A 24,648-nucleotide genomic window follows, 5' to 3' on the forward strand; every position below is an offset into this window, starting at 1 on the left:
GCGGCCCGGGGTGACGAGTCTCCTCAGACGGCGGCCAGGACGGCGGCCGCCACCCGGTCCCGGACGGCGGCGTCCGCCCACGTCCCGACCAGGTAGAACGCGTCCACCACGTCACCGCCGAGGGTGGAGATGCGGGCCGCCCGGATCTCCGCGCCGGCCTCGTCGAGTGCGGTGGTCACCCGGTACAGCAGGCCCGGCGAGTCCGCCGCGCGCAACTCCAGCACCACGGCGTCGGTCGCCGCGGCACGCTGCCAGACCACCCGTGGTGAGGCGGTGCCGCCCCGGGCGCTCATCGCGCGGGCGCGCACCCGCTGGGTCACCGAGACGTCGCCGGCGGCGACCCGGCGCAGGTCGGCGGTGAGGGCGACCGGATCGTACGGCGACCCGTAGCGCGGCGACGTGTAGAACTCGACGATGGCCCGGCCGTCCACGGTGATCGTGTTGGCGGCGACCACGTCCAGCCGGTGCATCGCGAGGCAGGCCGCCACCCCGGCGAGCAGGCCCCGCCGGTCGGCCGCGGCCACCGCCACCCGGTCGCCGTCCAGGTGCACCACCGGCAGGCCGCCCTCGAGCAACTCCGGGTCGGGCCGGGGCGGTTCGGGCAGTTCCCCGGTGTCCAGCGCGGTGTGCACCCGGCGGACCAGTTCGGCCATCAGCCGGCCCTTCCAGTCCGACCAGGCGGCCGGGCCGGTGGCCTGCGAGTCGGCGCGGGCCAGGGCGTGCAGCAGGTCGAGGGTGGCCGGGTCACCGACCGCCTCGGCCACGGTGGAGATGGTCTTCGGGTCGCTCAAGTCGCGGCGGGTCGCCACGTCCGGCAGCAGCAGGTGCAGCCGGACCATCCGTTCGATGGTCGCCACGTCGGCCGGCGGCAACCCGATCCGGGCCGCGATGCCGGCGGCGATCGGCGCGCCGACCACGCTGTGGTCGCCGGGCAGACCCTTGCCGACGTCGTGCAGGAACGCGCCGAGCAGCAGCAGGTCGGGCCGGTCCACCTCCCGGGTGAACGCGGTCGCCTCGTAGGCGGCCTGCACCAGGTGCCGGTCCAGGGTGTAACGGTGGATCGGGTGGTGCTGCGGCAGGCTGCGCATCCGGGCCCACTCGGGCAGCCAGGCGTCGATCAGCCCGTACCTGTCGCAGGTCTCCCAGGCCGGCAGCAACCCGGCGCCGGAGCCGAGCAGTGAGATCAGCGCGGCGCGGGCCGCCGGGGGCCACGGTGTGGGCAGCGGCGGGCAGAACGCGGCAAGCCATTCGCAGGTGGCGCGGGCGATGGGCAGCCGCACGACGGCGGCCGCGGCGGCCACCCGCAGCGACAGACTGGGGTCCGGGACCGGGCCGATCGCGGTGCGGGCGAGGACCAGCTCGCCGTCCTGTTCCACGACGTCCCGGGCGACCGGGCGGCGGGTGGGCACGGCCGGTGTGCCGCCGCGGCGGCGGCCGGAGCGCAGGCGGTCCACCGCGCGCCAGGCGTCGTCGACGGCGTGCGCGACGGTCCGGGCGTCGCCCGACACCCGCCGCAGCAGCGCGTCGGCGTCCTCCAGGTCGAGCAGTTCGGCAACGGCGGCGCGTTCCTGCGCGACCAGCCGGTCGACGCGGCGCCCGACCGCGAGGTGCAGCGCGTCCCGGGTGTCGAGCAGCCGCAGCCCGGCGGCGCGGACCGCGGGGCGCATGGTGTCGGCGATGCCGGCCCGCCCGATCCCGCGCAGCAGCGTCAGGTCGCGCAGCCCACCGGCGGCCTCCTTGAGGTCGCCCTCGAGCAGGAAGGCCAGCTCGCCGTGCTGGGTCCAGCGGGCCGTGGTGAGTTCGCGCAGCTGCGGGAGCAGGCGGGTCGCGGTGCGCCGCCACTGGTCACCGGTGGCCGCGATCAACTCGGCGGAGAGACGGGCGTCGCCGGCCACGTGCCGGGCGTCGAGCAGTCCGAGGGACACCTTGACGTCGTCGTGTGCCACCGAGAGGGCTTCCGGCAGCGTACGCACGGAGTGGTCCAGCCCGAGCCGGGCGTCCCAGATCGGGTACCACAGGCCGGAGGCGATCCGGTCGATCCCGGCGGTGCCGTTGTGCACCAGCACCAGGTCGAGGTCGCTGTAGGGGGCGCAGTCGCGCCGGCCCAGCCCGCCCACCGCGATCAGGCTGACGCCCGGCACGTGGGAGGGGAAGAGTTCGCGCAGCCACACATCGAGCGCCGCCGCCCGATCGTTCCGGGCGGCGGCGCCGATGTGCTCGCGCAGTTTGTCGAGCGAGCCACCGGCTGCCGGGCGGGCCGGCGGGGCCGGGGGCTCACTCAACGGGTTGGTCATGTCGTCTACAGGGCGTCGAGGCCGCGCTCGCCGGTGCGGACCCGGACCACGTCGTCGACCGACGTGACCCAGACCTTGCCGTCACCGATCTTGCCAGTGCGGGAAGCCGCGATGACGGCGTCGACGATCTTCTCGACGTCGATCTCGTCGGTCAGCACCTCGACCTTGATCTTGGGCAGGAACTCGACGGTGTACTCGGCGCCCCGGTACACCTCGGTGTGCCCCTTCTGCCGGCCGTAACCCTGCACCTCGCTCACGGTGAGCCCGGCGACGCCAAGGGCGTGCAGAGCCTCCTTCACCGCGTCGAGCTGGTACGGCTTGATGACCGCGGTCACCAGCTTCATGCTCAGTCCTCCGATCGGATCAGCCATTGGAATTTAACCGGAAACCTTCTCGCTGACCGGGGAAGACTCCGCAGCCGGGGTGCCCTGCTTCAGGCCCGCCATCGCGAAGGCGCCGCCGCCACCGCTGCCACCGGACGCCGACAGGTCGTACGCGCTCTCGGCGTGCTCGGCGAGGTCGATGCCGTCGATCTCGGCCTCCTGGGAGACCCGGAAACCGATCGTCTTGTTGATCACGAAGCCGAGGACGAAGGCCACGGCGAACGAGTAGACCGTGACGATCAGGGCGCTCAGCGCCTGGACGCCCAGGCCGGCCACGCCACCGCCGACGAACAGGCCCTCCCGCTCGACCAGCGCGTTGACCTCGCTGCTGCCGAAGAGACCGATCCAGAGGCAGCCGATCCAGCCACCGACGAAGTGCACGCCAACGACGTCGAGCGAGTCGTCGTAGCCGAGCCGGTACTTCAGGCCGACCGCCAGGGCGCAGACCGCACCGGCGACGACACCGAGCAGCGTCGCGGCCCAGGGGGCGACGAACGCGCAGGCCGGGGTGATGGCGACCAGACCGGCGATGGCACCGGAGGACGCGCCGACCAGGGTCGGACGGCCGTCGCGGATCTTCTCGACGAGCAGCCAGCCGAGGACCGCGGTCGCGGTCGCGAGCTGGGTGTTGATGAACGCGAGGCCGGTGATGGCGTCGGCGGTCAGCTCGGAGCCGGCGTTGAAGCCGAACCAGCCGAACCAGAGCAGACCGGTGCCGAGCGCGACGAGCGGGATGTTGTGCGGCTTCATCGTGTCGCGCGGCCAGCCGGCGCGCTTGCCGAGGACCAGGACCAGGGCCAGAGCCGCGGCGCCCGCGTTGATGTGGACCGCGGTGCCACCGGCGAAGTCCAGCGCCTCCAGGCCGCCGGCGCCGATGAAGCCACCGCCCCAGACCCAGTGGGCGACCGGGAAGTAGACCAGGGTGGCCCAGGCGCCGGCGAAGATCAGCCAGCCGCTGAACTTGGCCCGGTCACTGATGGCACCGCTGATCAGGGCGACCGTGATGATCGCGAACATCATCTGGAACGCCATGAAGACGTAGAGCGGGATACCGGTACCGCTCGGGTTCTCCGCGGTGGCGCCCCACAGGTCGCCCTCGCCGAGGAAGGTCTTGGTGCCGAGGTAGTCACCGACGTTGCCGATGACCGTGCCCTGGTCGGTCCCGAAGACCAGGGAGAAACCGTAGAAGAACCAAAGTACAGAGACGAGCCCCATGGCACTGAAGCTCATCATCATCATGTTCAGTACGCCCTTGGAGCGGTTCAGGCCACCGTAGAACAGGGCCAGCCCAGGGGTCATGAGCAACACGATCGCGCTGGAGATCAGAAGCCAGGCGGTGTTGCCGGTGTCAATCGTGGGTGCTTCAGGCACGCTGGCCTCCTAAGTAGGATTCCCTCCCGCACGGCTCAGCATGGCTACATCGCCCCTGGCCGGATGCGGCGAAGCATTCCCGGCCGCTGTTTCGCACACGGTCTTCAGGCGATTACCGGCGAGTGACGGCGTGTTTCCGGCGTGTGAAGAAACTCTCACAACCGGTACGCGACGCCGGGCAGCGTGTCGCAGCCCGCGATCAGCGGAGCGCGTACTCCAGGGTGTGCCGCTCGTAGTCGAGCAGCCGCAGGTCACGCATCGGGCGGCGCAGGTGGCCCTTGTGCACGATGCGGACGAACGCCGGGTCGCCGGCCGCGGCCATCCGCCGGATGCCCTCGACGTGGTCGACGATGCGTTTCCTTATGGTCCGGACCAGCCGGTGGCGGTCACGCGGGATCAACCCGTAGGCGTCGGCGAACAGACGCAGCCGGCGCGGGCGGTTCGGGCGCTTCCACCCCAGGGTGTACGAGTCCCGGTCGCTGAAGAGCGGCACCCAGGTCCACGCCGCGTACGCCACGTCGTAAAGCCGTGAGCCCGGCGACGCGAGATCGAAATCGATCAGGGCGAGGGTGCCGTCCGGCCGCCAGACCACGTTGTGCGGCGCGGCGTCGTGGTGACAGATCACCTCGGTGTCCGGCGGGGGCGGGCCGAACGAGCGCCAGACCGCACCCGGCGGCGGGACGAAACCGTACTGCGCGTCGTGGAACATCCGCAGCATGGTGCCGACGGTGACCAGGGCCTCCTCGGTGACCCAGTGCGGGGCCAGCGGGTACTCCCCGCACTCGCCGTCCAGGTAGGAGAGGACCTCGCGGCCCTTCTCGTCCATGCCCAGCGCGTGCGGGGACCCGGTGAAACCGACCCGCTCCAGGTGGTTGAGCAGGGCGTGCACGGCCGGGGTCCAGGGACCCGCGTTACGCCGGACCGTGTCGCCGATCCGGGACACCGTGCTGACGTTTCCACCGTGCAGCGGAATCTCGCGCACCGGCTCCTGCGTCACCCACGTCCTCCCGAAATCCGTCAGATCCTGCTTCCCGCCGGCAAGTAGCCTACGCGTCCCCGCCAAGCAGAGCCTCGACGAAGGCCGCCGGCTCGAACGGCGCCAGGTCGTCCGGCCCCTCGCCGAGCCCCACCAGTTTGACCGGGATGCCCAGCTTGCGCTGCACCGCGATGACGATGCCGCCCTTCGCCGTGCCGTCCAGCTTGGTAAGCACCACACCCGTGACGTCCACCACCTCGGTGAAGACGCGGGCCTGCTCCAGACCGTTCTGCCCGGTCGTGGCGTCGAGCACGAGCAGGGTCTCGTCGACCGCGCCGTGCTTCTCCACGACCCGCTTCACCTTGCCGAGCTCGTCCATCAGGCCGACCTTGTTCTGCAGGCGGCCCGCGGTGTCGATCAGCACGGTGTCCACGCCGACGTCGATACCCCGTTTCACCGCGTCGAACGCCACACTGGCCGGGTCGCCGCCCTCGGGGCCGCGGACGGTCTCCGCGCCGACCCGCTCGCCCCAGGTGGAGAGCTGCTCGGCGGCGGCGGCCCGGAACGTGTCGGCCGCGCCGAAGAGCACGGTACGGCCGTCGGCGATCAGCACCCGGCCGATCTTGCCGCAGGTCGTGGTCTTGCCGGCGCCGTTCACGCCGACGACCATCACGACGGCCGGGCGGCCCTCGTGCGGGGCGGTCCGCAGGCTGCGGTCCATCTCCGGCTCCAGCGCGGCCACCAGTTCCTCGGCGAGCTGCTCCCGGACCTCGCTGACGGTCCGGGTGCCGAGGATCCGGACCCGCTCCCGCAGCCGCTCGACGATCACCTGTGTCGCCTCGATGCCGACGTCGGCACTGATCAGGCTGTCCTCGATCTCCTCCCAGTCGTCCTCTTCCAGGTGATCCCGGGAAAGAACGGTGAGCAGGCCGCGGCCCAGGGAGTTCTGCGAGCGCGCGAGGCGGGCCCGCAGGCGGACCAGGCGACCGGCGGTCGGCGCCGGTTTCTCGATCTCCGGTGCGGCCGGCTCCTCGACGACCGGGGGCTCCACGACGACCGGCGGCGCGGCCTCCGTGACCGGCGCGGACGGCACCGGGCGCTCGATGAGCGGCGGCAACTCCTCGTCGGCCGGGAGGGTCGGCGGGCGCTCGAGCGTGGTGGTCGAGCCCGCGGACGGCGGCGGCGGGAGTTCCCGGCGGCGCATCCTCGGCACCACCAGCCCGACCGCGCCCGCGACCAGGACGACGAGCAGGATCACTGAGGCGACCACGTATTCCATGCTCGAATCCTGACAGATGAGCCGTAGCGACGTGCCGCAGGCCGCGCACTGGCGATCCCGGGCCGCCGTGACGCAGGATGGGGCACCCCCTTGACACAGCGTGGAGGCATCCGCATGCGGCAACACCCCGGCGCACTCCGGTGAGCGCCCAGATACTCATCGGGCCGGTGCTGCGACGCGTGACCGGCGATCGCGCGACCATCTGGCTGGAGACGAGCGAACCCGCCGAGGTGCGCATCGACGTCTCCGGCGGGGCCACCGGCTCGGCGTCGACCTTCTCGGCGTACGGCCACCACTACGCCCTCGTCGTGGTGACCGGCCTGGCCCCGGACGCGGCCCAGTCCTACACGGTCATGCTCGACGACCGGGCCGTCTGGCCGGCGGCGGGTTCGCCGTACCCCCCGTCGGTGATCCGCACCAGGGCCGCCGACGACAGTGACCAGCCCGTCAGCCTGCTCTTCGGCTCGTGCCGGGAGGCGACGCCGCAGGCGAGCCGGAAACGGCTGCCCCCGGACGCGCTCGACGCCTACGCCCGGCGGCTGATGGCCGACTCGCGGGAGCGGCCCGACCTGCTGGTGCTCCTCGGCGACCAGGTCTACGCGGACGAGACCTCGGCCAAGGTGCGCCGGTTCATCCGGCACCGGCGCCGCAACGGGCACCAGGGGCCGGACAACCAGGTGGTCGGCTTCGAGGAGTACACCAAGCTCTACCTGGAGTCCTGGCGCGACCCGGAGGTGCGCTGGCTGCTCTCCACCGTGCCCAGTGTGATGATCTTCGACGACCACGAGCTGATCGACGACTGGAACACCTCGGCGTCCTGGCGTGCCGACATGGCGCGGCAGCCGTGGTGGCGGGAACGGATCGCCGCCGGGCTCGCGTCGTACTGGATCTACCAGCACGTCGGGAACCTGAGCCCGGACGAACTCGCCGCCGACCCGCTCTTCGGGAAGGTGTCGACGGCCGGCGACGCCACCGACCTGATGCGCGATTTCGGGCGCCGGGTCGACGAGCCGGAGTCGGCCGAGAACACCGACCAGCCCTACCAGTGGAGTTTCGCCCTCGACCTGGGCCGGACCCGGCTCGTCGTGCTGGACAACCGGTGCAACCGGGTGCTCACCCCGGGTGCGCGGGCGATGCTGCCGCCGGTCGAGTGGGACTGGTTCCTGGACCGGGCGCACGGCGACTACGACCACCTGGTCGTCGGTTCCTCGCTGCCGTGGCTGATGCCGCCCGCCATCCACCACCTGGAGGCGTGGAACGAGCGGATCGCCGAGTCACGGCACGCCCGGACGGCGGCGTTCGGCGAGAAGGTCCGCCGGGCCTTCGACCTGGAGCACTGGGCGGCGTTCGGCAAGTCGTTCGAGGCGCTCGGCGAGCTGTTCCGGCGGCTCGGCGAGGGCGGCCCGGACGCGCCCGGTCATCGGGTCGGGGCCGGCGGGGCGTACGCGGCACCCGCCTCGATAAGCGTCCTCTCGGGTGACGTTCACCACTCATACGTGGCGCGTGCCGACTTCGGGCAGCCGCTCGCCACCCCGGTGATGCAGCTGACCTGCTCGCCGATCCACAATCAGGTGCCGGCACCGATGCGGCCGCTGATGCGGATCAGCTGGTCCCGGGCGGTGGCCCGGCTGGCACGGGGGCTGTCCAAGGCGGCCGGGGTGCGCAAACCGGCGCTGCGGTGGAAACGGCTGGCCGGGCCGTACTTCGGCAACGCGGTCGCCACCCTGCGGCTGGACGGCCGGACCGCGACCGCCCGGATCGAGGGCACCCACAAGGACGGCGACCTCTACGACGTCGCCGCCGTCCGGTACGCGCCGGACGGCAACCGCTGAACAGCACGCGCGGACGAGCGGCACCTGCCGGTCACTCCGGCAGGTCGAGGACCTTCCGGAGGTACGGCAGGTGCTCCGGCCCGGTCCAGCGGTAGGCGGACAGGTTCGCCGCCCGCGCGCCGCGGATCACCCGGTCGTCGTCGTCCACCATGAGCACGTGCTTCGGCAGGTGACCGACCCGCAGACAGGCCTGCTGGAAGAACTCGGGGGCCGGCTTGTGCACCTTGAGCTCCCAGGAACTGATCACCAGGTCCACCTCTCCGGTGAGGCCGAGCGCGTCCAGGTCGCCGCGGAGCCGGTCGGTCGCGTTGGTGGCGATCGCCACCGGGCGGCCGGCGGCCCGCACCTCCCGGACGAACGCGAGCGCCTCCGGGTCGACCTCGCCCCGGTACGCCTGCCACTCGGCCACCGCCGCCGCCGACTCCTCGTCGCCGAGCGGCAGCCGGGTCGCCACCAGGCTCATCCACTCCGCGTCGGTGATCTCACCGGCGATCGCCGGCCGGTAGATGTCCCACGACATCGACGTCTCGAGCAGGGCCGCGGGCTTCAGCCCGTACTTCACCTCGACGGCGATCATCGGGGCCGGGTCCCAGCGGCGCAGTACGCCGTCCAGGTCGATGAGCAGGGCCTGGGCGCGATCGCGCATGCTTCTCAGTCCTCCGATTCGCGGCTGAGCCGCTGGCTGATCACCTGGGTGACGCCGGCTCTCATGGTGACGCCGTAGAGGGCGTCCGCGACCTCCATCGTGCGCTTCTGGTGCGTGATGATGAGCAGCTGGCTCTTCTCCCGCAACTGCTGGAAGAGGGTAATCAACCGGCCCAGGTTCACGTCGTCCAGGGCCGCCTCCACCTCGTCCATGATGTAGAAGGGCGAGGGCCGGGCCCGGAAGATCGCACAGAGCATGGCGACCGCGGTCAGCGACCGCTCACCGCCGGAGAGCAGCGACAACCGCTTGATCTTCTTGCCCGGCGGGCGGGCCTCGACCTCGACGCCGGTGGTGAGCATGTCCTCCGGGTCGGTGAGCACCAGCCGGCCCTCGCCGCCCGGGAAGAGCACCTGGAAGACGGCCTGGAACTCGCGTGCCGTGTCCTCGAAGGCCGAGGTGAAGACCTCCAGGATCCGGTCGTCGACGTCCTTGACCACGGTGAGCAGGTCCCGGCGGGTGGCCTTGAGGTCCTCGAGCTGGTCGGAGAGGAACTTGTAACGCTCCTCCAGCGCGGCGAACTCCTCCAGCGCCAGCGGGTTCACCTTGCCGAGCAGGGTGAGGTCGCGCTCGGCCTTGTTGGCCCGCTTCTCCTGGGTGGCCCGGTGGAACGGCACCGGGTCGGGCGCCGGCTTGCCGTCCTTGTCGGCCTGGGCCACCTCCGCCTGGGTGGGCGGCACCAGCTGCTTCGGACCGTACTCACTGATCAGTGTGTCGACGTCGAGCGAGAAGTCCTCGGCAGCCTTCGCCTCCAGCTGCTCGATGCGCATCCGCTGCTCGGCGCGGGCCATCTCGTCGCGGTGCACCTCGCTGGTGAGCCGCTCCAGCTCGGCGGCGAGGCGTTTCGCGGTGGCGCGTACCTCCTGCAGCTCCGCCTCGCGGCTGGTGCGCGCCTGGGCCAGCTCGTCGCGGTGGGTGGCGGCGGCGGCCAGTGACACCGCGAGGCGTTCCAGCGCGCCGGCGGCCCCGAGCGCGACCGCCTGCGCGATCTTCGCGCCGCGGGCGCGAGCTGCCCGCCGGGCCGCGGCCCGTTCCCGGGCCTGCCGTTCGGCGGTGGCCTGGCGCAGCAGCGAGTCGGCACGCCCGGCGATCGAGGAGACCCGTTCCTCGGCGGTACGCACCGCGAGCCGGACCTCCATCTCGTTCTGCCGGGCCTGCGGCACCAGGGCCGCGAGCCGGTCCCGCTCCTCGGTGGAGGGTTCCTCGTCGAGCGGGGTGTCCTCGGCCAGCCGCAGCCGTTCCTCCAGCTCGGCCAGGCGCATCAGATCGGTCTCCCGGGCCGCCTCCGCCTTCTGCCGGGACGCGCCGAGCCGTTCGCTCTCCGCCTTCGCCGACCGCGCCGCCGCACCCAGCTCGGCGAGCCGCCGGGCGGCCGCGTTGCGCTCGCCCTCGGCGGCCCGCTTGGCCTGGGCGGCCACGGTCACCGCCTGCTTCAGCTCGGCCACCTCGGCCCGCGCCGCGCCGAGCTGATCCTTCAGCTCGGCGATGGCCTCCTCGGCGGCGGCCCGCTTGGCCTTCGCCTCGTCGACCGCGGCCTGCACCTCGATGTAACTCGTCGCCTTCGCCGAGCCACCGGCCGCCGCCCAGGCGCCGAGCACGTCGCCCTCCGGCGTCACCGCGCGCATCTCGGCGTTCGCGGCGACGAGGGCTGCCGCGGCGGCCAGGTCGGGAACGATCGCCACGTCGCGCAGCACCCGGTTGAGTGCCGGGCGGATCTGCTCCGGGCAGTCGACCACCTCGGGCGCCCAGATCGCGTCCGCCGGCAGCTCCGGGCGCAGGCTCGGCAGCGAGCCGCGCATCCCGGGACCGGCGGACCCGGCGACCACGAGATCGGCGCGGCCGGCGTCAGCGATCTTGAGCGTACGCATCGCCTCGATCGCCTCGTCGACACCGGAGAGGGCCACCGCGTCGGCGAGCCCGCCCAGGGCCGCCGCCAGCGCCACCTCGTGACCCGGCCGGACGGTCAGCAACGAGGCCAGGCTGCCGAGCAGGCCGGGCACCTGGCCGGCCCGGGCGAGCAGGGCGCCGGCGCCGTCCTTGCGCCGCAGGCCCAGGGCGAGCGCCTCCTCCCGGGCCTTCCAGCCGGCCGCGTCCTTCTCCGCGGCCCGCTCGGCGTCGGTCAGCTCCCGGACCACCGCGGCGGCCCGGTCGTGTGCCGCGACCGCCTCGTCGTGCCGGGCGTCCAGGTCGGCGTTGTCCCGGTCCGCCTCCGACGACTCCGCCGCGACCAGGTCCACCTCGGCCTGCGCCGCCTCGGCCCGCATCAACGCGTCGGTGTGCGCGGTCGCGAGCCGCTCGATCTCCTCGTCGGCGCTGCTGGTGCGCGCCCGTGCGGCGTTGACGTTGCCGGCCAGCTTGGCCAGGCCCTCGCGGCGATCGGCGATCGCCTTCGCGGCCGCGCGCAGCGCGCCCTCGGCCGCGGCCAGCTCGCGTTCCAGCTCCTGGCGGTGCTCGACCGCCTCGGCCAGGCGCATCTGGTCCTCGGTGAGCGCCTCGCGCAGTTCCTCCTCCTGCTCACGGACCCGCTCGGCCTCGGCCTCCAGCATCTCCGGGTCGCGGCCGGGACGCTCCTCGTCGGGCGTGGCGGCGAGGTGGCGCAGCCGTTCGGTGGCGAGTTGCTCGGTGGAGCGGAAACGTTCCTGGAGAGTGGACAGCTTGTACCAGGCGTCCTGCGCGGCAGCCAGCAGCGGTGCGTCCTCGGCGTGCTGTGCCTCCAGGTCGGCCAGCCAGCGCTGGATCTCCCGGTTCTCCTCCTCGACCTGCCCGCGACGCTCCCGCATCGCCGACTCGTCCGCGATCTCCTTGTCCAGAGTGGTGCGCAGCGTGTGGAGGTCGTCGGCGAGCAGCCGCAGGCGCGCGTCGCGCAGGTCGGCCTGGATGCCGGCGGCACGGCGGGCCACCTCGGCCTGCTTGCCGAGCGGCTTGAGCTGCCGCCGCAGCTCGGTGGTCAGGTCACCCAGGCGGTTCAGGTTGACCTGCATGGCGTCCAGCTTCCGGATCGCCTTTTCCTTGCGCTTGCGGTGCTTGAGGACACCGGCCGCCTCCTCGATGAACGAGCGGCGGTCCTCCGGCTTGGCGTGCAGCATCGCGTCCAGCCGGCCCTGGCCGACGATGATGTGCATCTCCCGGCCGATACCCGAGTCGCTGAGCAGCTCCTGGATGTCGAGCAGCCGGCAGGAGTTGCCGTTGATCTCGTACTCGCTGGCGCCGTCGCGGAACATCCGGCGGGTGATCGAGACCTCGGTGTAGTCGATCGGCAGGGCGCCGTCGTTGTTGTCGATCGTCAGCGTCACCTCGGCGCGGCCCAGCGGCGCCCGGCCGGCGGTGCCGGCGAAGATGACGTCCTCCATCTTGCCGCCGCGCAGTGCCTTGGCACCCTGCTCGCCCAGCACCCAGGCGATGGCGTCGACGACGTTCGACTTGCCGGATCCGTTCGGGCCCACGACACAGGTGATGCCCGGCTCCAGCCGCAACGTGGTAGCGGAGGCAAAGGACTTGAAGCCCTTCACCGTCAGGCTCTTGAGGTGCACGGATCTCCGAGGGTCGGCGGTGGTCTGCTGGTGGCAGGCTACCCGCAGGAGATCGGCGGAACGGTGACACGCCGCGCCCGCAGGGCCCGCGCGAACCGGAAAACCGGGCAAAAAGCTGCGCGCCGCCACAATAGTGGAGGCGCGCTTTTCTTTACTGCTCTTGCTGTCCTGCCGTGGTGCTCGCGTTTCCTGGGTGCGTGATGCGAGGGGACGGACGCCGGGAGATCACCCCGCGGAACTCACCGGCGACGGTGGAGCTCAGGTCAGTGCGGGCTCGGTCAGCCGCGCGAAATCGTCTGCCTCCGCGGCGGCGGCCGCGAGACGATCGTTTTCCGCCCGGAGGCGGGTGACCTCGAACTCCAGGGACTGCACCCTGGAACGCAGTCGGGTGACCTCGTCGAGGAGGCGCCGGTCGGGCGCCGCACCTACGTGGCCGTAGAGGGCCTTCGCCATCGTGACTCCTTGTGACGCGCTGCGTCTCGTTGTGATGCGTTGCCGGAAAGGCGGCCAACGTGCGCCCAGATCGGTGCAGCACCGGACTCACGGGCACGCGTGAGCACAGAATCCTGCCCGCTGAGCAACAGAATTCATCAAGGTGCAGAAGCTCAAGCCACGAATGAACCGGGGCATGAGTGGGCGCGACTGGCGACAACTCCATAGTCCGCCGATACCCATCCGCCGTCAAGCCGAGGCGTTCGCGGTGGCGCGCTTCTTCTCAGTGAATCACACCACCAATGCTATTGAGCTGCGGTTATACGCCATCTGCCACTTTGCCGATGGTCCACATGCCGAACAGATCCCTCCCGCCTGCCGAACGTCGACACCACCCATCGGCCGCGCCTGGCGGCACCTGAGGGTCCGGGCCGGCCGCTTTTCCCGTCGCGCCGGGGGTACATCAATGACCCTTCCGGGCAAAATCGGGCAAAGACGGCAGACATATAGGTGTAAAACGGACGAAAATCTGTCGCCTAGCTGACTCACTCCGCCGACTCCGGCAGACTCCGTCGTTGCCTCCACCGTGAATCCGACCCCGTCCCGCGAGCGCATCTGCTTGCTCACCGGCGGCGGGTACCCATACCGGCGGGATGCCCTCGGTGGTTGGTGCCGGACCCTCGTCGAGGGCCTGCGCCGTTTCCGCTTCGAGTTGCTGACCGTCACGGACCGTGAACTACCGTCCGCGCCTGCGTACCCGCTCCCCTTCAATGTCGGCTCGGCGCGTGCCGTCGCGCTGGGCCGCGACCCGGCCCGGTCCGAACGCCGCCGGGCCGCCGCCCCCGACGGCGCCGCCGAAGCTGCCGCCCTGCTCTGCCGGGGGCTGCTCGGCGACGACGACCCGGTCACCGCGGAGTTCGCCGACGGGCTGCGGCGAATCGCCGGACTTGCCGGCACCCCGGACCCGCTCACCGGCGTGCCGCTCGCCGACGCGCTGCTCGACGCGTGGCGCGGGCGGCAGACAGCGCCGGAGACCGGCAGCGCACCACTGCCCCGGCTCAGCGTCCGCGACGCGCGCACCGCGGCGACCCTGCTGCGGCACGCCATGCGCGCCCTGAACGTGCCGCTGCCCGAGGTGGAACTGGTGCACTGCGTCGGCGGCACGACACCGCTGCTCGCCGCGCTCGCCGGTCGCTGGCGCAGCGGCACACCACTGCTGCTCACCGAGGCGCGCGCACCCGTGCCCCGGCAGCGGCCCGCCGAGGACCGGCTGTCGATCGCGGTACGGACCGTGCTGCGGCGGTTCCGCACGGCGGTGGCCCGCACCGGGTATGCGGAGGCCGAGCTCATCGCACCACTGAGCACGTACCACCACGGGTGGGCGCTGGAGCACGGCGCCCGGCCCACCCGGCTCGTGCAGGTACCGGCGGGCGTCGACCCGCGGGACTACCCCGGCGCGGCCGAACTCAGCGAGGCCCCGGCCGTGGTCTGGGCGGGCAGCGGCGGACCGGACAGCGGGCTCGGTCTCGTGCTGGAGGCGTTCATCGAGATCTCCGCCGCCGTGCCCGGGACCGTGCTGCACCTGGTCGGCGTCACCGCGGCCCACGAGGAGCACTGCGCCCAGCAGATCGAACGGACCGGTCTGGGCCGGGCCGTCCGGTTGCACCCGCTGCCTGCCGACCCGCGCGACAGGTACACGGTCGGACAGGTCGTGGCGCACGTGCCCGGCCCGGCGGACCCGCCGTACCGCCTCGTCGAAGCGATGATGTCCGGCCGGCCGGTGGTCGGCGTGGACGTCGGGCCGGCGGCCGAGACACTCGGCGACACCGGGCTGCTGGTGCAGCCGGACGACCCGTCCGAACTGGCCATCGCCGTCGTCGCCCTGCTGCGCGACCCCGGCCGCCGGCGTGCCTTCGGGGACGCCGCCCGGCAGCGGGCGCTCAGCCACTTCACCGTCGACCGGGTGGTACGCGTCTACGGCGCCCTCTACACCGACCTGGCCGCGCCACCACCGGCGGCGGCCTTCGAACTGGCGCTCAGCCGCACCGCGCCACGGACCACCACGCCGGCCACCGTGCGCTGGCTGACCGGGGAGAACTCCGCATGACGAGCACAGGACCGCGAGGGGCGGGCGGGACCGGGCGGGCGATTCCGGTCCGCAGCACCGGCGGATCGACGATCTCGGCGCGGAACCGGAACCGGCGGCGCGCGGCCGCGTCGTCGGCCGAACCGCGGCGGGCGGCGATCGAGGCACGGCAGCGCAACGCCGGGCAGTACCCGGCCGAACTGCCACGACCGCGCACGCTCGCCGGCCGGGAACACCTCGCGCCGGCGGTGCCGCCGGTGGCGCCCGCGCGGGCAGTCTCAGCGATGCCCTTGCAGGCGGTGCTCGACGACGCCTCTTTCGACGGGCTGGAGGAGGGTGACTCGTACGCCGGAAAGCGCCGCCGGGCGCACGACCGCGGCTTTCTCGCCACCGCGGTGATCCGTTGTTGTCTCTATCTGGGGCCGCTGAGCGCGGCGCTTGTCGCCGAGCCCGCGTTGAGTCGCGTCGGCTGGCCGGTCCCGGTGGCGGTGCTGCTGCTCGGCTGGGGCGCGGCGCAGGCCCTGACCAGCATGGGCGTGACCGTGGCGCGACGGACCGGGCCGGCCGCCGCGGCCCGGCTCGTCGGCACCGGCTTCCTCGCCGTGATCGGGCTGTGGTGCGCGCTCGTGTGGATCGCGCCGGCCGCGCTGCTCGGGCCGGACCGGGCGCTCGCCGCGAGCGTCGGCGTCTTCGGGCTCCTCGCGCTCGGCAGCGTGACGGCGGCCCTGGTCAGCCGATCCGAGGGGGCGGTCGCCGCATGGTACGTGCCGTGCTGGCTGCTCGCCCTGCTCGCCACCGCCCCCGACCTCGGGATCACCTGGGCCGCCGCGGTGCCCGCCGGGACACTGCTACCGGCGGCGATCGTGGCCGTCGCGGTGCGCGCGCTGCGCCCTGCCGTGCTGCTCAGCCGGACCGCCCGCCGCCGGCTGACCGGAACCGATCGCCGGCGCGCCATGTCCTACCTGATCGTCGGTGCGGCGCAGGCGATCTGCGTGTCGATGCTCTGGCACGCCGGGCCGGCCGTCTGCACCCTGCCGGTGCTGCTCGCCGTGCCGCTCCTGGAAGCAATCATCGGCTGGCACACCGAACGCGTCGACGCCGGCCTCGACTCCGCGCAGAGCAACGCCGAACTCGACCGGCACATCCGCAACATCACCGTGATCACGCTGGCCGGCCTGCTGCCGCCGTTCGCCCTCGGCGGCGGACTCGCCCTCGCCGCACACCAGCTGCCGGCCGCGCGCGGCACCCTGCTGGCCCTCGCCGCCGGCACCCTGCTCGGCGGGGTGTTCGCGGTCACCTTCCTGCTCGCGGCCCGGTCCCGCACCGGCATCGCCGCGACCCTGGCCGCCGTGCCACCCCTGGCCGCGGCCGTCATCGTCCTGTTCCCCCCACCGACCGGGCCGATGCCCGCCGCCGTCGCCGTGCTGGGCGCGGCACATCTGGCCGGCCTGTTCCTCGTCGCCCTGACCGCCGCTGACCTACGGAGGACGCCGTGAAGACCCTGTTCCCCTCGTACGCCCACCCGTCTCCCTCGCTCGAACTCGACGCCGACACCTGGATCGTCCGCGAACAGCCCGGCGACCGCCGCACCCTGCACCAGGCCCTGGGCCGCATCGACCTCGACTGGGGCAGCCGCTCCCTCGCCGACGTCCTGGCCGACGTGGACGCCTGGCGCGCCGACGGCGTCGAAGGACTGTTCCTGGACCGGGCGCCGGCCGGTTCCGGCGGGGTCGGCCCGGTCGCGCTGACCGTCCGGCTGGCGGCCCGGCGCGGGCTGCACCGGGTGGTGCTGAACCCCGGGGTGCCGCCGCATCCGCTCTACCGCGACCTGGGCGTGCGGACCTGCTCGTTCGAAGGCCCGTGGTCCGCCTACCGGGACTGGGACGGCGACGGGGTGCGCCCCGGTGACGGGCACATCGTCCACGGCGTGCCGCCGGAGCTCCTGACCGCGGCCCGCCGCCTGATGGGCCGGCGCGGTGCCGGGTTCGGGCTGGCTACGGACCTCAGCCCGAACATGAGCGTGGTCGTCTCCGGACGAGGCGCCCATGCCGCCGACTAGGCGAGGCGCCCGCCGGGGCGGTGATCGGTGATCGGTCAGCGGAGCCGGGGGCGGGGCTGGCAGCGCGGGCAGCTGAACGACGACCGGTTCATGAACTGCTCACGCCGGATCGGGGCCCCGCACCGGGAACAGGGTTCGTTCTCACGGCCGTAGGCGTGCAGCGACCGGTCGAAGTAGCCGCTCTCGCCGTTCACGTTCACGTAGAGCTCGTCGAAGCTGGTGCCGCCGGCCCTGATCGCCTCACCGAGGATGTCCCGGACGTGGGCCAGCAGGCGCCGCACGGCCGGGCGGGTGAGCTGGTCGGTGGGCCGGGCGCCGTGCAGTTTGGCCCGCCACAGTGCCTCGTCGGCGTAGATGTTGCCGATGCCGGAGATCAGGGACTGGTCCAGGAGAGCCCGTTTGATCTCGGTGTGCCGGCCGCGGAGCCGGGCCGCGAAGGCCTCGTCGTCGAAGAGCGGGTCCATCGGGTCGCGGGCGATGTGCGAGATCTCGCCGGGCAGTTCGGCGCCACCCTCGGAGACCGAGAGGCCACCGAACGTGCGCTGGTCGACGAAGCGCAGCTGCGGGCCGCCGTCGGTGAACGTGAAGCGGATGCGCAGGTGTTTCTCGTCGGGGGCATCGGCGGGTTGCATCAGCAGCTGACCGCTCATCCCCAGGTGCCCGATGATCGCGTCGCCGGAGTCGAGCGGGAACCAGAGGTACTTCCCGCGGCGGGAGATGTCCAGGATGGTCCGGCCGGCGAGGACCGCGGCGAAGTGCGCGTCACCGGGCAGGTGCCGGCGGATGGCGCGCGGGTGGTGGACCTCGGCCGTGTCGATGGTGCGGCCGGCCACCCATTTCGCCAGGCCCATGCGGACGGTCTCGACCTCGGGAAGCTCGGGCACTGCGGGTCCTTTACAGCGTGTAGGGCCAGACGGTTACCAGGTAGGCGCCGTACCAGAGGCCGAACAGCGCCCACGCCGTGATCGACAGGACAGCGACGCGGGGACGTGCGCGGGCGGCAGCGACCACGGCGGGCAACAGCGTCAACAGTACGGGCAGGAGCAGCCGTGGCTTGGAGTGGTAGAACCCGGCCTGCCCGTAGACGAGGATCATCGCCACCACCCCGTAGACGGCCAGTGGCAGCCACGGTCTCCCGGTCAGCGCGACGACCGCGGCGGCGAGGGCGACGAGCAGGATCAGCGCCACGCTCATCGGGATCCAGCCGTCGCCGGAGCGCAGCGTGGTGGTCAGGAACGCGGCAGTGCTCGCGCCGTAGTCGAACGACGTGCCCCAGCCCGCAGTCTGAATCTTGAACCAGGCGTCCAGTTCGCCGACCCGCCACGCCACCCAGCCCAGGTAGAGCGGCACACCGGCCAGGGCTGCCGCGGCGGCGACAAGCGGCTCCCAGGCGATCCGGCCCTCCGCCCTGCGGATCTCCCGGACGGCGAGCACGGCGGCCACCGCGAGGGCCAGCGCGGCCGCGGCACCGGTGGGCCGGCTCAGCGCGGTGAGCAGCCCGAGCATGCCGGCGGCCCACCAGACACGGCGGTGCGCGGCCACGAACATGCCGGCGACCAGGGCCAGGAAGATGCTCTCCGAGTACGCCATCGACAGCACCACGGACGCCGGCGCGGAGCAACAGATCGCCACCAGGGCCCAGCCGGCCCGTTTGCCGTAGAGGCTGGTGCCGAGCAGGTGCAGGGCGATCGCGGCCCCGATCGACGCCAGCCAGGCCACCAGGATCGCGGCGGTGGCGGGCTCCAGGCCGATCGCGGCGCCGAACCGGATCAGCATCGGGTAGACCGGGAAGAAGGCCAGCTCGTTGCCCTGCAGGACACCGGCGGCGTCGTACGTGTAGCCGCGCGGGTACCCGTCCATCGCCACCCGCAGGAACCAGCCGCCGTCCCAGATCAGCAGCCGGTCCCAGACGCTGCGTGGCTCCGCGGTCGCGCCCCCCAGCCACCAGATCATCACGAGCTGGCCGACCCGGGTCAGCGCGAGGATGCCGAGGGCGGTCCCGACACCCGCGCCGCCGCCCGCTTTGTCCCAGAGACGGTCTTTTTCCGTGACCGGAGTCATCGTCTGGCTCTCCACGCCCGGGATCATGGCACGTCCGGGGCCGGTTCCTCTGCCTCCGCGCGGTCGGTCAGGGTGCGCCAGGCCGCCGCGGCCGCCCGCTGCTCGGCCTGTTTCTTGCTCCGGCCCTCGGAACCGCCGTAGCGCTCACCGGCCACGACGACCCACGCGGTGAACGTCTTGGCGTGGTCCGGGCCGGAGTCCTCGATCTCGTAGTCCGGCACGCCGAGCCCGAGCGCCGCGGTCAGTTCCTGGAGGCTGGTCTTCCAGTCCAGGGCCGCGCCCCGGCTCGCCGACTCCAGCATCAGCGGGTCGAACAGCCGGTGGATCACCTCGCTGGCGATCTCCAGCCCGTGCTCCAGGTAGATCGCGCCGAGCAGGGCCTCCAGGGTGTCGGCCAGGATGCTCGCCTTGTCACGCCCGCCGGTGGTCTCCTCGCCCTTGCCGAGCAGCAGGTGCGGCCCCAGGCCCAGCGGGCCCAGACCCCGCGCCACCTCGGCGAGCGCGTGCATGTTGACCACGCTGGCCCGGAGCTTCGCCAGCTGCCCCTCGGGCAGGTCCGGGTGGTTGTGGAAGAGCGCCGACGTGATCACGACGCCGAGTACCGAGTCGCCGAGGAACTCGAGCCGTTCGTTGGTGGGCAGGCCACCGTTCTCGTAGGCGTACGAGCGGTGGGTAAGCGCGCGTTCCAGCAGCTCCGGCTTGAAGGGGACGCCGAACGCCTCCTCCAGCGGCTCGGTGGACGGGCGGCGACGCTTGTCAATCATGCGATACCTCGCTGTATCTGAGCAGATCGGCGATGGCCGCGACAGAGTCGCGGCGATGCAGGCCGGCCGCGAAGGCGATGCCCGCGGCCAGGTCGGGACCGGTGGCCGCGCCGTGGCAGACCACGACCGTGCCGCCGACCCCGAGCAGGACGGCGGCACGTGGCGGCAGGGACGCACCGGGCGAAGGCGGCCCGGTGCGGGCGAAGGCTGTTTCCAGGCCTTTGAGCAGGACGTTCCCGGTGAACCCGTCGGTCACCACGACGTCGGCGGCGGTGCCGAGCACGACGTCGCTGCCCTCGACCAGGCCGGCGTACCGGGCGCCGGCGGGCAGCGGGCGGGCGGCGAGCAGCGACGGGAGGGCACGGCGCAGGCGATCACCCTTGCCGGGTTCGGTGCCGATGGTGAGCAGACCGACGCGGGGCGCGGTCAGATCATGGGCGATGGACGCGTACGCGGCACCGAGGCGCGCGTGCACGGCGAGGGTTTCCGCGTCCGGGTCCAGTGACGAACCCACGTCGAGCAGGACGAGCCGGCCGGCGGCGGTGGGCAGGACCGCGGCCAGGGCCGGGCGCCGGATGCCCGGCCAGCGGCCGAGCTCACGTGCCGCGGCGATGACCGTGGCACCGGTGTCCCCCGCCGAGACGAGGGCGTCGGCACGGCCCTCGGCGAGCACCCGGGCCGCGTCGCGGACGGTGCCGTCGCCGGCCGTGGTGATGCGCTGCCGGTCCGCCGGGTCCAGGGCGGCGAGAACCGCGTCGGCGGCTTCGGCCGGGCCGACGAGAGTCAGGTGCAGGGACGGATCGGCCTGAGCGGCGCGCAGAGCGCCGTCAACCACGACGGCGGGAGCATGGTCCCCGCCGAGGAGGTCGACGGCGATCCGCGCGGTGCCCGGCTCCCCGACAGTCCGCTGTCCGGGAGCCGCTGCACCGTTTGTTCGCCATCGCTCCGGTGCGACCCGCCCGATGATCGGGCGCGTCAACGGGGAACGTCAGACCTCGAGGACCTGGCGGCCGTTGTAGGTGCCGCAGACCGAGCAGGCGGTGTGCGGCAGCTTGGGCGACTTGCACTGGGGGCAGGCCGCGGTGATCACCGCGGTCGCCTTCCAGTTCGCCCGGCGCGAGCGGGTGTTGCTGCGCGACATCTTGCGCTTGGGGACGGCCACGGTACTACTCCTCAGATTTCGTCAGGTTGCGCAAAGCGGCCCAGCGGGGATCGGCGTCCTCGTGGCTGTGACCAGCCGGAAGGTCGTCGAAATGCACCCCGCACTCGGGGCACAACCCTGGGCAGTCCGGCCGGCAGAGAGGGTTGGTCGGCAAGGTCAGCACGATGGCGTCCCGAACCGCCGGCTCCAGGTCGAGCAGGTCGCCCTGCATCCGACCCACCTCATCGTCGTCCGTGGTCTCCTCGGTGGTGCTGTCCTCGTATGCGAACAGCTCCGCCAGGGAGAACTCGATCGACTTGTCGATCTCGTTGAGACATCGGCCGCACTCGCCGGAGAGCGAGCCACGAACGGTGCCCGTGATGTAGACCCCTTCGGAGACCGACGTCATGCTCAGATCGAGCTCTAGGTCGGAGCCTTCGGGGACCGAGATCAGTTCAAGACCGAGGTCTGCCGGCGCCGGCACCACCCGCTTGAGGGCACGCGTCGCACCAGGCTGCCGCGGGAGCTTCGTCGTGTCGACGACCAGCGGTTGCCTGGGGTCCAGGTGGCTCTGTGGTGACTTGGGCATCATGATTCCTCAGCCATAGGTAGGCCGACCGAAAACATTACCTGAGCTTGCCGGACGCCGTCGAATCGGGCCGGGGTCGGATGCGTCTCAGAACGGCAGCGGGCGCTCCGCGTCCTCGCCCTGGAAGGTGCCGATCTCGCGCAGCGCGTGCATCTTGTCGCGGCCGCGCTCTATCGACGCCAGGGCTCGGGTCAGGAACTGCTCGAAGTTCTGCAGGGCGGTGTCGACGTAGTCGTCGACCTCCTCGCGCAGCCGCTGCGCCTCGGTCCGCGCCTCGGCGATGATCCGGGCGCCCTCGTGCTCGGCCGAGACGGTGATCTCGTTGACCGAGACGAGACGGGCGTGCTCGGCCTCGCCCTCGCTCACGATCCGGTCGGCCTCGCGGCGGCCGGCCTCGATGATCCGGTCGCGCTCCTCGAGCACGGCGGCGGCCTTGCGGAGTTCCGACGGGAGCTCGGCACGGATGACCTCGAGCCGGTCGATCATCTCCGCGCGGTCGAACATGAAATTCGTCCGGGACATCGGAACGGAGCGCGCGTCCTGCACGAAATCAATGATCTCGTCGATGCGGTCGAGAGGATCCACCGCCACCTCACTCCTGTCGTGTCCGCTGCGCGTTCCACCACCACGCCCGCCACCCTGGTCGGACCGGTGGCGAATCACGGCGTGGACCGATCACGTTACTGCGTCACCGGCGCACCCGTTTTCGGCGCGCCGAGACGGTCAGTTCTGCTTGAGACGGCCGATCAGACGTTCGAGAACCGGGTCCGGCAGGTACGACGACGCGTCGCCGCCCCACTTGACCACGTCCTTGACCAGGCTCGACGACAGGAACGAATACGTCGGGTTGGTCGGCATGAACAACGTCTCCACACCGGACAGGCCGATGTTCATCTGCGCCATCTGCAACTCGTAGTCGAAGTCGCTCACCGCGCGCAGCCCCTTGACCACCACGGCGGCGCCCTGGGCGCGGCAGAAATCGACCAGCAGGCCGTGGAACGCCGCGACGCGGACGTTGCCGTACTCCGCTGTCGACTCGCGCAGCATCTCGAGTCGTTCCTCGATGGTGAAGAGTCCCACCTTCGACTGGTTGATGAGGACTCCGATGATGACCTCGTCGAAGAGCCGGCTGGCCCGTCCGATGATGTCGAGATGCCCGTTGGTGACCGGATCGAAGGAGCCTGGACACACCGCTCGTCTCATGATCGGCGACCGTACCAAAGAGTGGTCTCCCCGTAACGCCGGGTGCGTTCGCCGACGATGCCGTCCACCCAGCTCAGTGGGCCACTTCGACGAGATCTCTCGAAGACCACGACGGCGTCCGGCGCGAGCCAGCCCTGTGCCACCAGGGATTCCTGCACGGCGTCGACCTCGTCGGCGTCGAGCGCGTAGGGCGGGTCGGCGAAGACCACGTCGTACGGTCCGCCGTCCGGTGGGCTCGCGAGCACCTGGAGCACCTTGCCGGTGACCACGCGGGCCGCCGGTCCGACACGCAGGGCCACGACGTTGTCACGGATGACCCGGGACGCCCGGGCGTCCGCCTCGACGAGCAGCGCGTGTGCGGCGCCCCGGGACAGGGCCTCCAGGGCTACCGCGCCAGATCCGGCATAAAGGTCAGCGACCCTCGCATCGGATATGTCCGTCATGGTGTCGAGGGAACTGAAAAGTGCTTCGCGTACGCGGTCCGATGTGGGCCTTGTCTGCGCACCGGCCGGAGCGGACAGCCGGCGACCACCCAGAGTGCCCGCGATAATCCTCGTCATCACAGGCGACGCTACTTCACCACCGTGGACAAGCCACCCCGGCATGAATATTTCCCTCGTCGCGGGCACTGCACGCGACGGCACCGTTCCGTTCGGTAGATGGAAGATCTCGGATTGATATCAAGCGGCTTAGCGGCCGCTGGGGGATTTCTTTGATCTCGGGAAGTGACTATGGTCGGGCGACGTTGCGGGTCCGTTCTATCGTCCCCGCCGATGACGCGGGGAGGCGTCGTCGCAAGTGTCGCGTTCAGTCCACCGGCGACATCTGCAAGCTCCTCGCGCTCCGACTTCCTGACCCCTTACACAGGAGCTAGGCGTGAACCTGTCCCAGTCCCCGCTTCGCCGGACGGCCACTCTGGCCGCTGGCGCCCTTCTCGGCCTGACCGGCATCACCCTCGTCGGTTCGCCGGCCCACGCCCACGACGCGCAGCTCAAGGGCTCCGCCGAGTGCGACGTGGCGACCGGTGACTGGGTGGTGACCTGGAAGGTTCTCGGCCACGCCCCGGCGGGCGTCGACAAGTTCCGGTTCACCAACGTCACCAACACTCTGGGTACGCCGGACGAAGCCGGCTCGGTTCCCGAGTACAAGGTGGCCGAGGAGTTCGGCTACGAGACGAACAAGTACATCGAGGCGATTCAGCGCGTCCCGGGCGCCTCGGGCAAGACCTTCTCCGAACTCTCGGTGAGCATCGAGTTCGACACCAAGAAGGACGAGAAGTACCCGCGCACGGGTAAGGAGAAGGTCGTCTTCGTCGGCGACTGCAAGGCCCCCGTCGAGGAGCCGTCGACGCCCGTCGAGGAGCCGTCGACCCCGGTCGAGGAGCCGTCTGCGCCGGTCGAGGAGCCGTCTGCGCCGGTCTCCGAGGAGCCCTCGACCCCGCCGTCGGAGGAGCCGCAGATCCCGGTCGACGAGATCCCGGGTGAGCCGCAGCCGATCTTCGAGGCGACCTGCGACACCATGACGATCGGTCTCGACAACCCGGAGAACGGGTTCCCGATCGACCTCAAGTACGAGACCAGCAAGGGTGAGGTGCGCAACGTCACCATCAACCCGGGCGAGGCCAAGAGCGAGAAGTTCAGCGCCACCGAGGGCTTCTCGGTCAACCTGACCATCTCCGTCACCGCCGAGGGCGAGACCTTCTCGGAGACCGTCACCATCCCGTTCGAGCAGGCCGAGGACTGTGAGGGTGGCACCGGCGGCGGTCTGCCGGTCACCGGTGCGGCCGCGGGTGGCATCGCCGGTGGCGCCGCCGCTCTGCTCGCCGTGGGCGCCTTCCTCTTCGTCATGGCGCGTCGCCGCAAGGTGAAGTTCACCGCCTGATCCCCGCACCACCGCACCACGTAGGCACAGCAACAACCGGGGGGCGCGCCGACATCTCGATGTC

General features: G+C 71.9%; 22 protein-coding genes. 5 read left to right on the forward strand and 17 right to left on the reverse strand.

All coding sequences use genetic code 11. The features are described from left to right. Window positions 1-23: 23 nt before the first annotated feature. From LPA41_RS08745 to ftsY, 5 genes are all read right to left on the reverse strand, one after another. Complete coding sequence (locus LPA41_RS08745) at window positions 24-2,294, reverse strand: [protein-PII] uridylyltransferase (RefSeq protein ID WP_229069430.1); 2,271 nt, start codon at window positions 2,292-2,294, stop codon at window positions 24-26. Window positions 2,295-2,299: 5 nt separating this feature from the next. Next, window positions 2,300-2,638 (reverse strand): P-II family nitrogen regulator, encoded by a 339-nt coding sequence (locus LPA41_RS08750; RefSeq protein WP_229069431.1) that lies wholly within the window; start codon window positions 2,636-2,638, stop codon window positions 2,300-2,302. 33 nt (window positions 2,639-2,671) lie between these two features. Next, on the reverse strand, window positions 2,672-4,048 hold the full coding sequence (locus LPA41_RS08755) for an ammonium transporter (RefSeq protein ID WP_229069432.1): 1,377 nt from the start codon (window positions 4,046-4,048) through the stop codon (window positions 2,672-2,674). 199 nt (window positions 4,049-4,247) lie between these two features. Next, window positions 4,248-5,045: an aminoglycoside phosphotransferase family protein gene (locus LPA41_RS08760; RefSeq protein ID WP_014447157.1), complete on the reverse strand. Its 798-nt coding sequence runs from the start codon at window positions 5,043-5,045 to the stop codon at window positions 4,248-4,250. Window positions 5,046-5,094: 49 nt separating this feature from the next. Then, complete coding sequence (ftsY, locus tag LPA41_RS08765) at window positions 5,095-6,303, reverse strand: signal recognition particle-docking protein FtsY (protein ID WP_229069433.1); 1,209 nt, start codon at window positions 6,301-6,303, stop codon at window positions 5,095-5,097. Window positions 6,304-6,443: 140 nt separating this feature from the next. Between ftsY and LPA41_RS08770 the strand changes: the two genes are divergently transcribed. Next, window positions 6,444-8,135 carry an alkaline phosphatase D family protein gene (locus LPA41_RS08770; RefSeq protein WP_229069434.1) on the forward strand — a complete coding sequence of 564 codons (1,692 nt, stop codon included), beginning with the start codon at window positions 6,444-6,446 and terminating at the stop codon, window positions 8,133-8,135. Window positions 8,136-8,166: 31 nt separating this feature from the next. Here the strand turns inward: LPA41_RS08770 and LPA41_RS08775 are convergent, their stop codons facing one another. The 3 genes from LPA41_RS08775 to LPA41_RS08785 all read right to left on the reverse strand — a co-directional run bounded on the left by LPA41_RS08775 (window position 8,167) and on the right by LPA41_RS08785 (window position 12,821). Further along, complete coding sequence (locus tag LPA41_RS08775; RefSeq protein ID WP_229069435.1) at window positions 8,167-8,781, reverse strand: HAD family hydrolase; 615 nt, start codon at window positions 8,779-8,781, stop codon at window positions 8,167-8,169. A gap of 5 nt (window positions 8,782-8,786) precedes the next feature. Further along, window positions 8,787-12,368 (reverse strand): chromosome segregation protein SMC, encoded by a 3,582-nt coding sequence (smc, locus tag LPA41_RS08780; protein ID WP_229069436.1) that lies wholly within the window; start codon window positions 12,366-12,368, stop codon window positions 8,787-8,789. 258 nt (window positions 12,369-12,626) lie between these two features. Further along, window positions 12,627-12,821: a hypothetical protein gene (locus LPA41_RS08785; protein ID WP_014447165.1), complete on the reverse strand. Its 195-nt coding sequence runs from the start codon at window positions 12,819-12,821 to the stop codon at window positions 12,627-12,629. A 565-nt stretch (window positions 12,822-13,386) separates the two neighbouring features. Here LPA41_RS08785 and LPA41_RS08790 point away from each other — a divergent pair. From LPA41_RS08790 to LPA41_RS08800, 3 genes are read left to right on the forward strand one after another with little or no spacing between them, the layout of a single operon-like run. Further along, on the forward strand, window positions 13,387-14,907 hold the full coding sequence (locus LPA41_RS08790) for a DUF3492 domain-containing protein (protein WP_229069437.1): 1,521 nt from the start codon (window positions 13,387-13,389) through the stop codon (window positions 14,905-14,907). Beyond that, window positions 14,904-16,382, forward strand: coding sequence for a hypothetical protein (locus LPA41_RS08795; RefSeq protein WP_229069438.1), 1,479 nt, complete (start codon window positions 14,904-14,906; stop codon window positions 16,380-16,382). The genes LPA41_RS08790 and LPA41_RS08795 overlap by 4 nt, the downstream gene beginning before the upstream one ends. After that, window positions 16,379-16,945, forward strand: a complete 567-nt coding sequence (locus tag LPA41_RS08800) for a spherulation-specific family 4 protein (RefSeq protein ID WP_229069439.1) — start codon at window positions 16,379-16,381, stop codon at window positions 16,943-16,945. The genes LPA41_RS08795 and LPA41_RS08800 overlap by 4 nt, the downstream gene beginning before the upstream one ends. A 35-nt stretch (window positions 16,946-16,980) precedes the next feature. Here LPA41_RS08800 and mutM read toward each other — a convergent pair whose 3' ends face one another. The 9 genes from mutM to rsmD all read right to left on the reverse strand — a co-directional run bounded on the left by mutM (window position 16,981) and on the right by rsmD (window position 23,263). Beyond that, window positions 16,981-17,829, reverse strand: coding sequence for a bifunctional DNA-formamidopyrimidine glycosylase/DNA-(apurinic or apyrimidinic site) lyase (mutM, locus tag LPA41_RS08805; RefSeq protein ID WP_229069440.1), 849 nt, complete (start codon window positions 17,827-17,829; stop codon window positions 16,981-16,983). Window positions 17,830-17,839: 10 nt separating this feature from the next. Then, window positions 17,840-19,021 carry a mannosyltransferase family protein gene (locus LPA41_RS08810; protein WP_229069441.1) on the reverse strand — a complete coding sequence of 394 codons (1,182 nt, stop codon included), beginning with the start codon at window positions 19,019-19,021 and terminating at the stop codon, window positions 17,840-17,842. 8 nt (window positions 19,022-19,029) lie between these two features. Continuing rightward, the gene (rnc, locus tag LPA41_RS08815; RefSeq protein ID WP_229069442.1) at window positions 19,030-19,770 is read right to left on the reverse strand and encodes a ribonuclease III; all 741 of its coding nucleotides are present in this window, start codon (window positions 19,768-19,770) and stop codon (window positions 19,030-19,032) included. Then, a complete protein-coding gene (locus tag LPA41_RS08820; protein WP_229069480.1) occupies window positions 19,763-20,647 on the reverse strand; it encodes a phosphate acyltransferase PlsX in 885 nt (294 codons plus the stop codon). The genes rnc and LPA41_RS08820 overlap by 8 nt, the downstream gene beginning before the upstream one ends. 111 nt (window positions 20,648-20,758) lie before the next feature. Beyond that, window positions 20,759-20,932: a 50S ribosomal protein L32 gene (gene rpmF / locus LPA41_RS08825; RefSeq protein ID WP_229069443.1), complete on the reverse strand. Its 174-nt coding sequence runs from the start codon at window positions 20,930-20,932 to the stop codon at window positions 20,759-20,761. Between the two features lie 4 nt (window positions 20,933-20,936). After that, entirely contained in the window at window positions 20,937-21,500 is a 564-nt protein-coding gene (locus LPA41_RS08830; protein ID WP_229069444.1) for a DUF177 domain-containing protein, read from the reverse strand. Window positions 21,501-21,587: 87 nt separating this feature from the next. Then, the gene (locus LPA41_RS08835; RefSeq protein WP_229069445.1) at window positions 21,588-22,085 is read right to left on the reverse strand and encodes a hypothetical protein; all 498 of its coding nucleotides are present in this window, start codon (window positions 22,083-22,085) and stop codon (window positions 21,588-21,590) included. Window positions 22,086-22,223: 138 nt separating this feature from the next. Then, window positions 22,224-22,703 carry a pantetheine-phosphate adenylyltransferase gene (coaD, locus tag LPA41_RS08840; RefSeq protein WP_229069446.1) on the reverse strand — a complete coding sequence of 160 codons (480 nt, stop codon included), beginning with the start codon at window positions 22,701-22,703 and terminating at the stop codon, window positions 22,224-22,226. After that, window positions 22,700-23,263, reverse strand: a complete 564-nt coding sequence (rsmD, locus tag LPA41_RS08845) for a 16S rRNA (guanine(966)-N(2))-methyltransferase RsmD (RefSeq protein WP_229069447.1) — start codon at window positions 23,261-23,263, stop codon at window positions 22,700-22,702. Before rsmD ends, coaD begins: the two co-directional genes overlap by 4 nt. Window positions 23,264-23,579: 316 nt before the next feature. Between rsmD and LPA41_RS08850 the strand changes: the two genes are divergently transcribed. After that, a complete protein-coding gene (locus LPA41_RS08850) occupies window positions 23,580-24,584 on the forward strand; it encodes a hypothetical protein (RefSeq protein ID WP_229069448.1) in 1,005 nt (334 codons plus the stop codon). The last annotated feature ends 64 nt before the right edge of the window (window positions 24,585-24,648 follow it).

The sequence above is a fragment of the Actinoplanes sp. DH11 genome, from assembly GCF_020873875.1.
Lineage (GTDB): Bacteria > Actinomycetota > Actinomycetes > Mycobacteriales > Micromonosporaceae > Actinoplanes.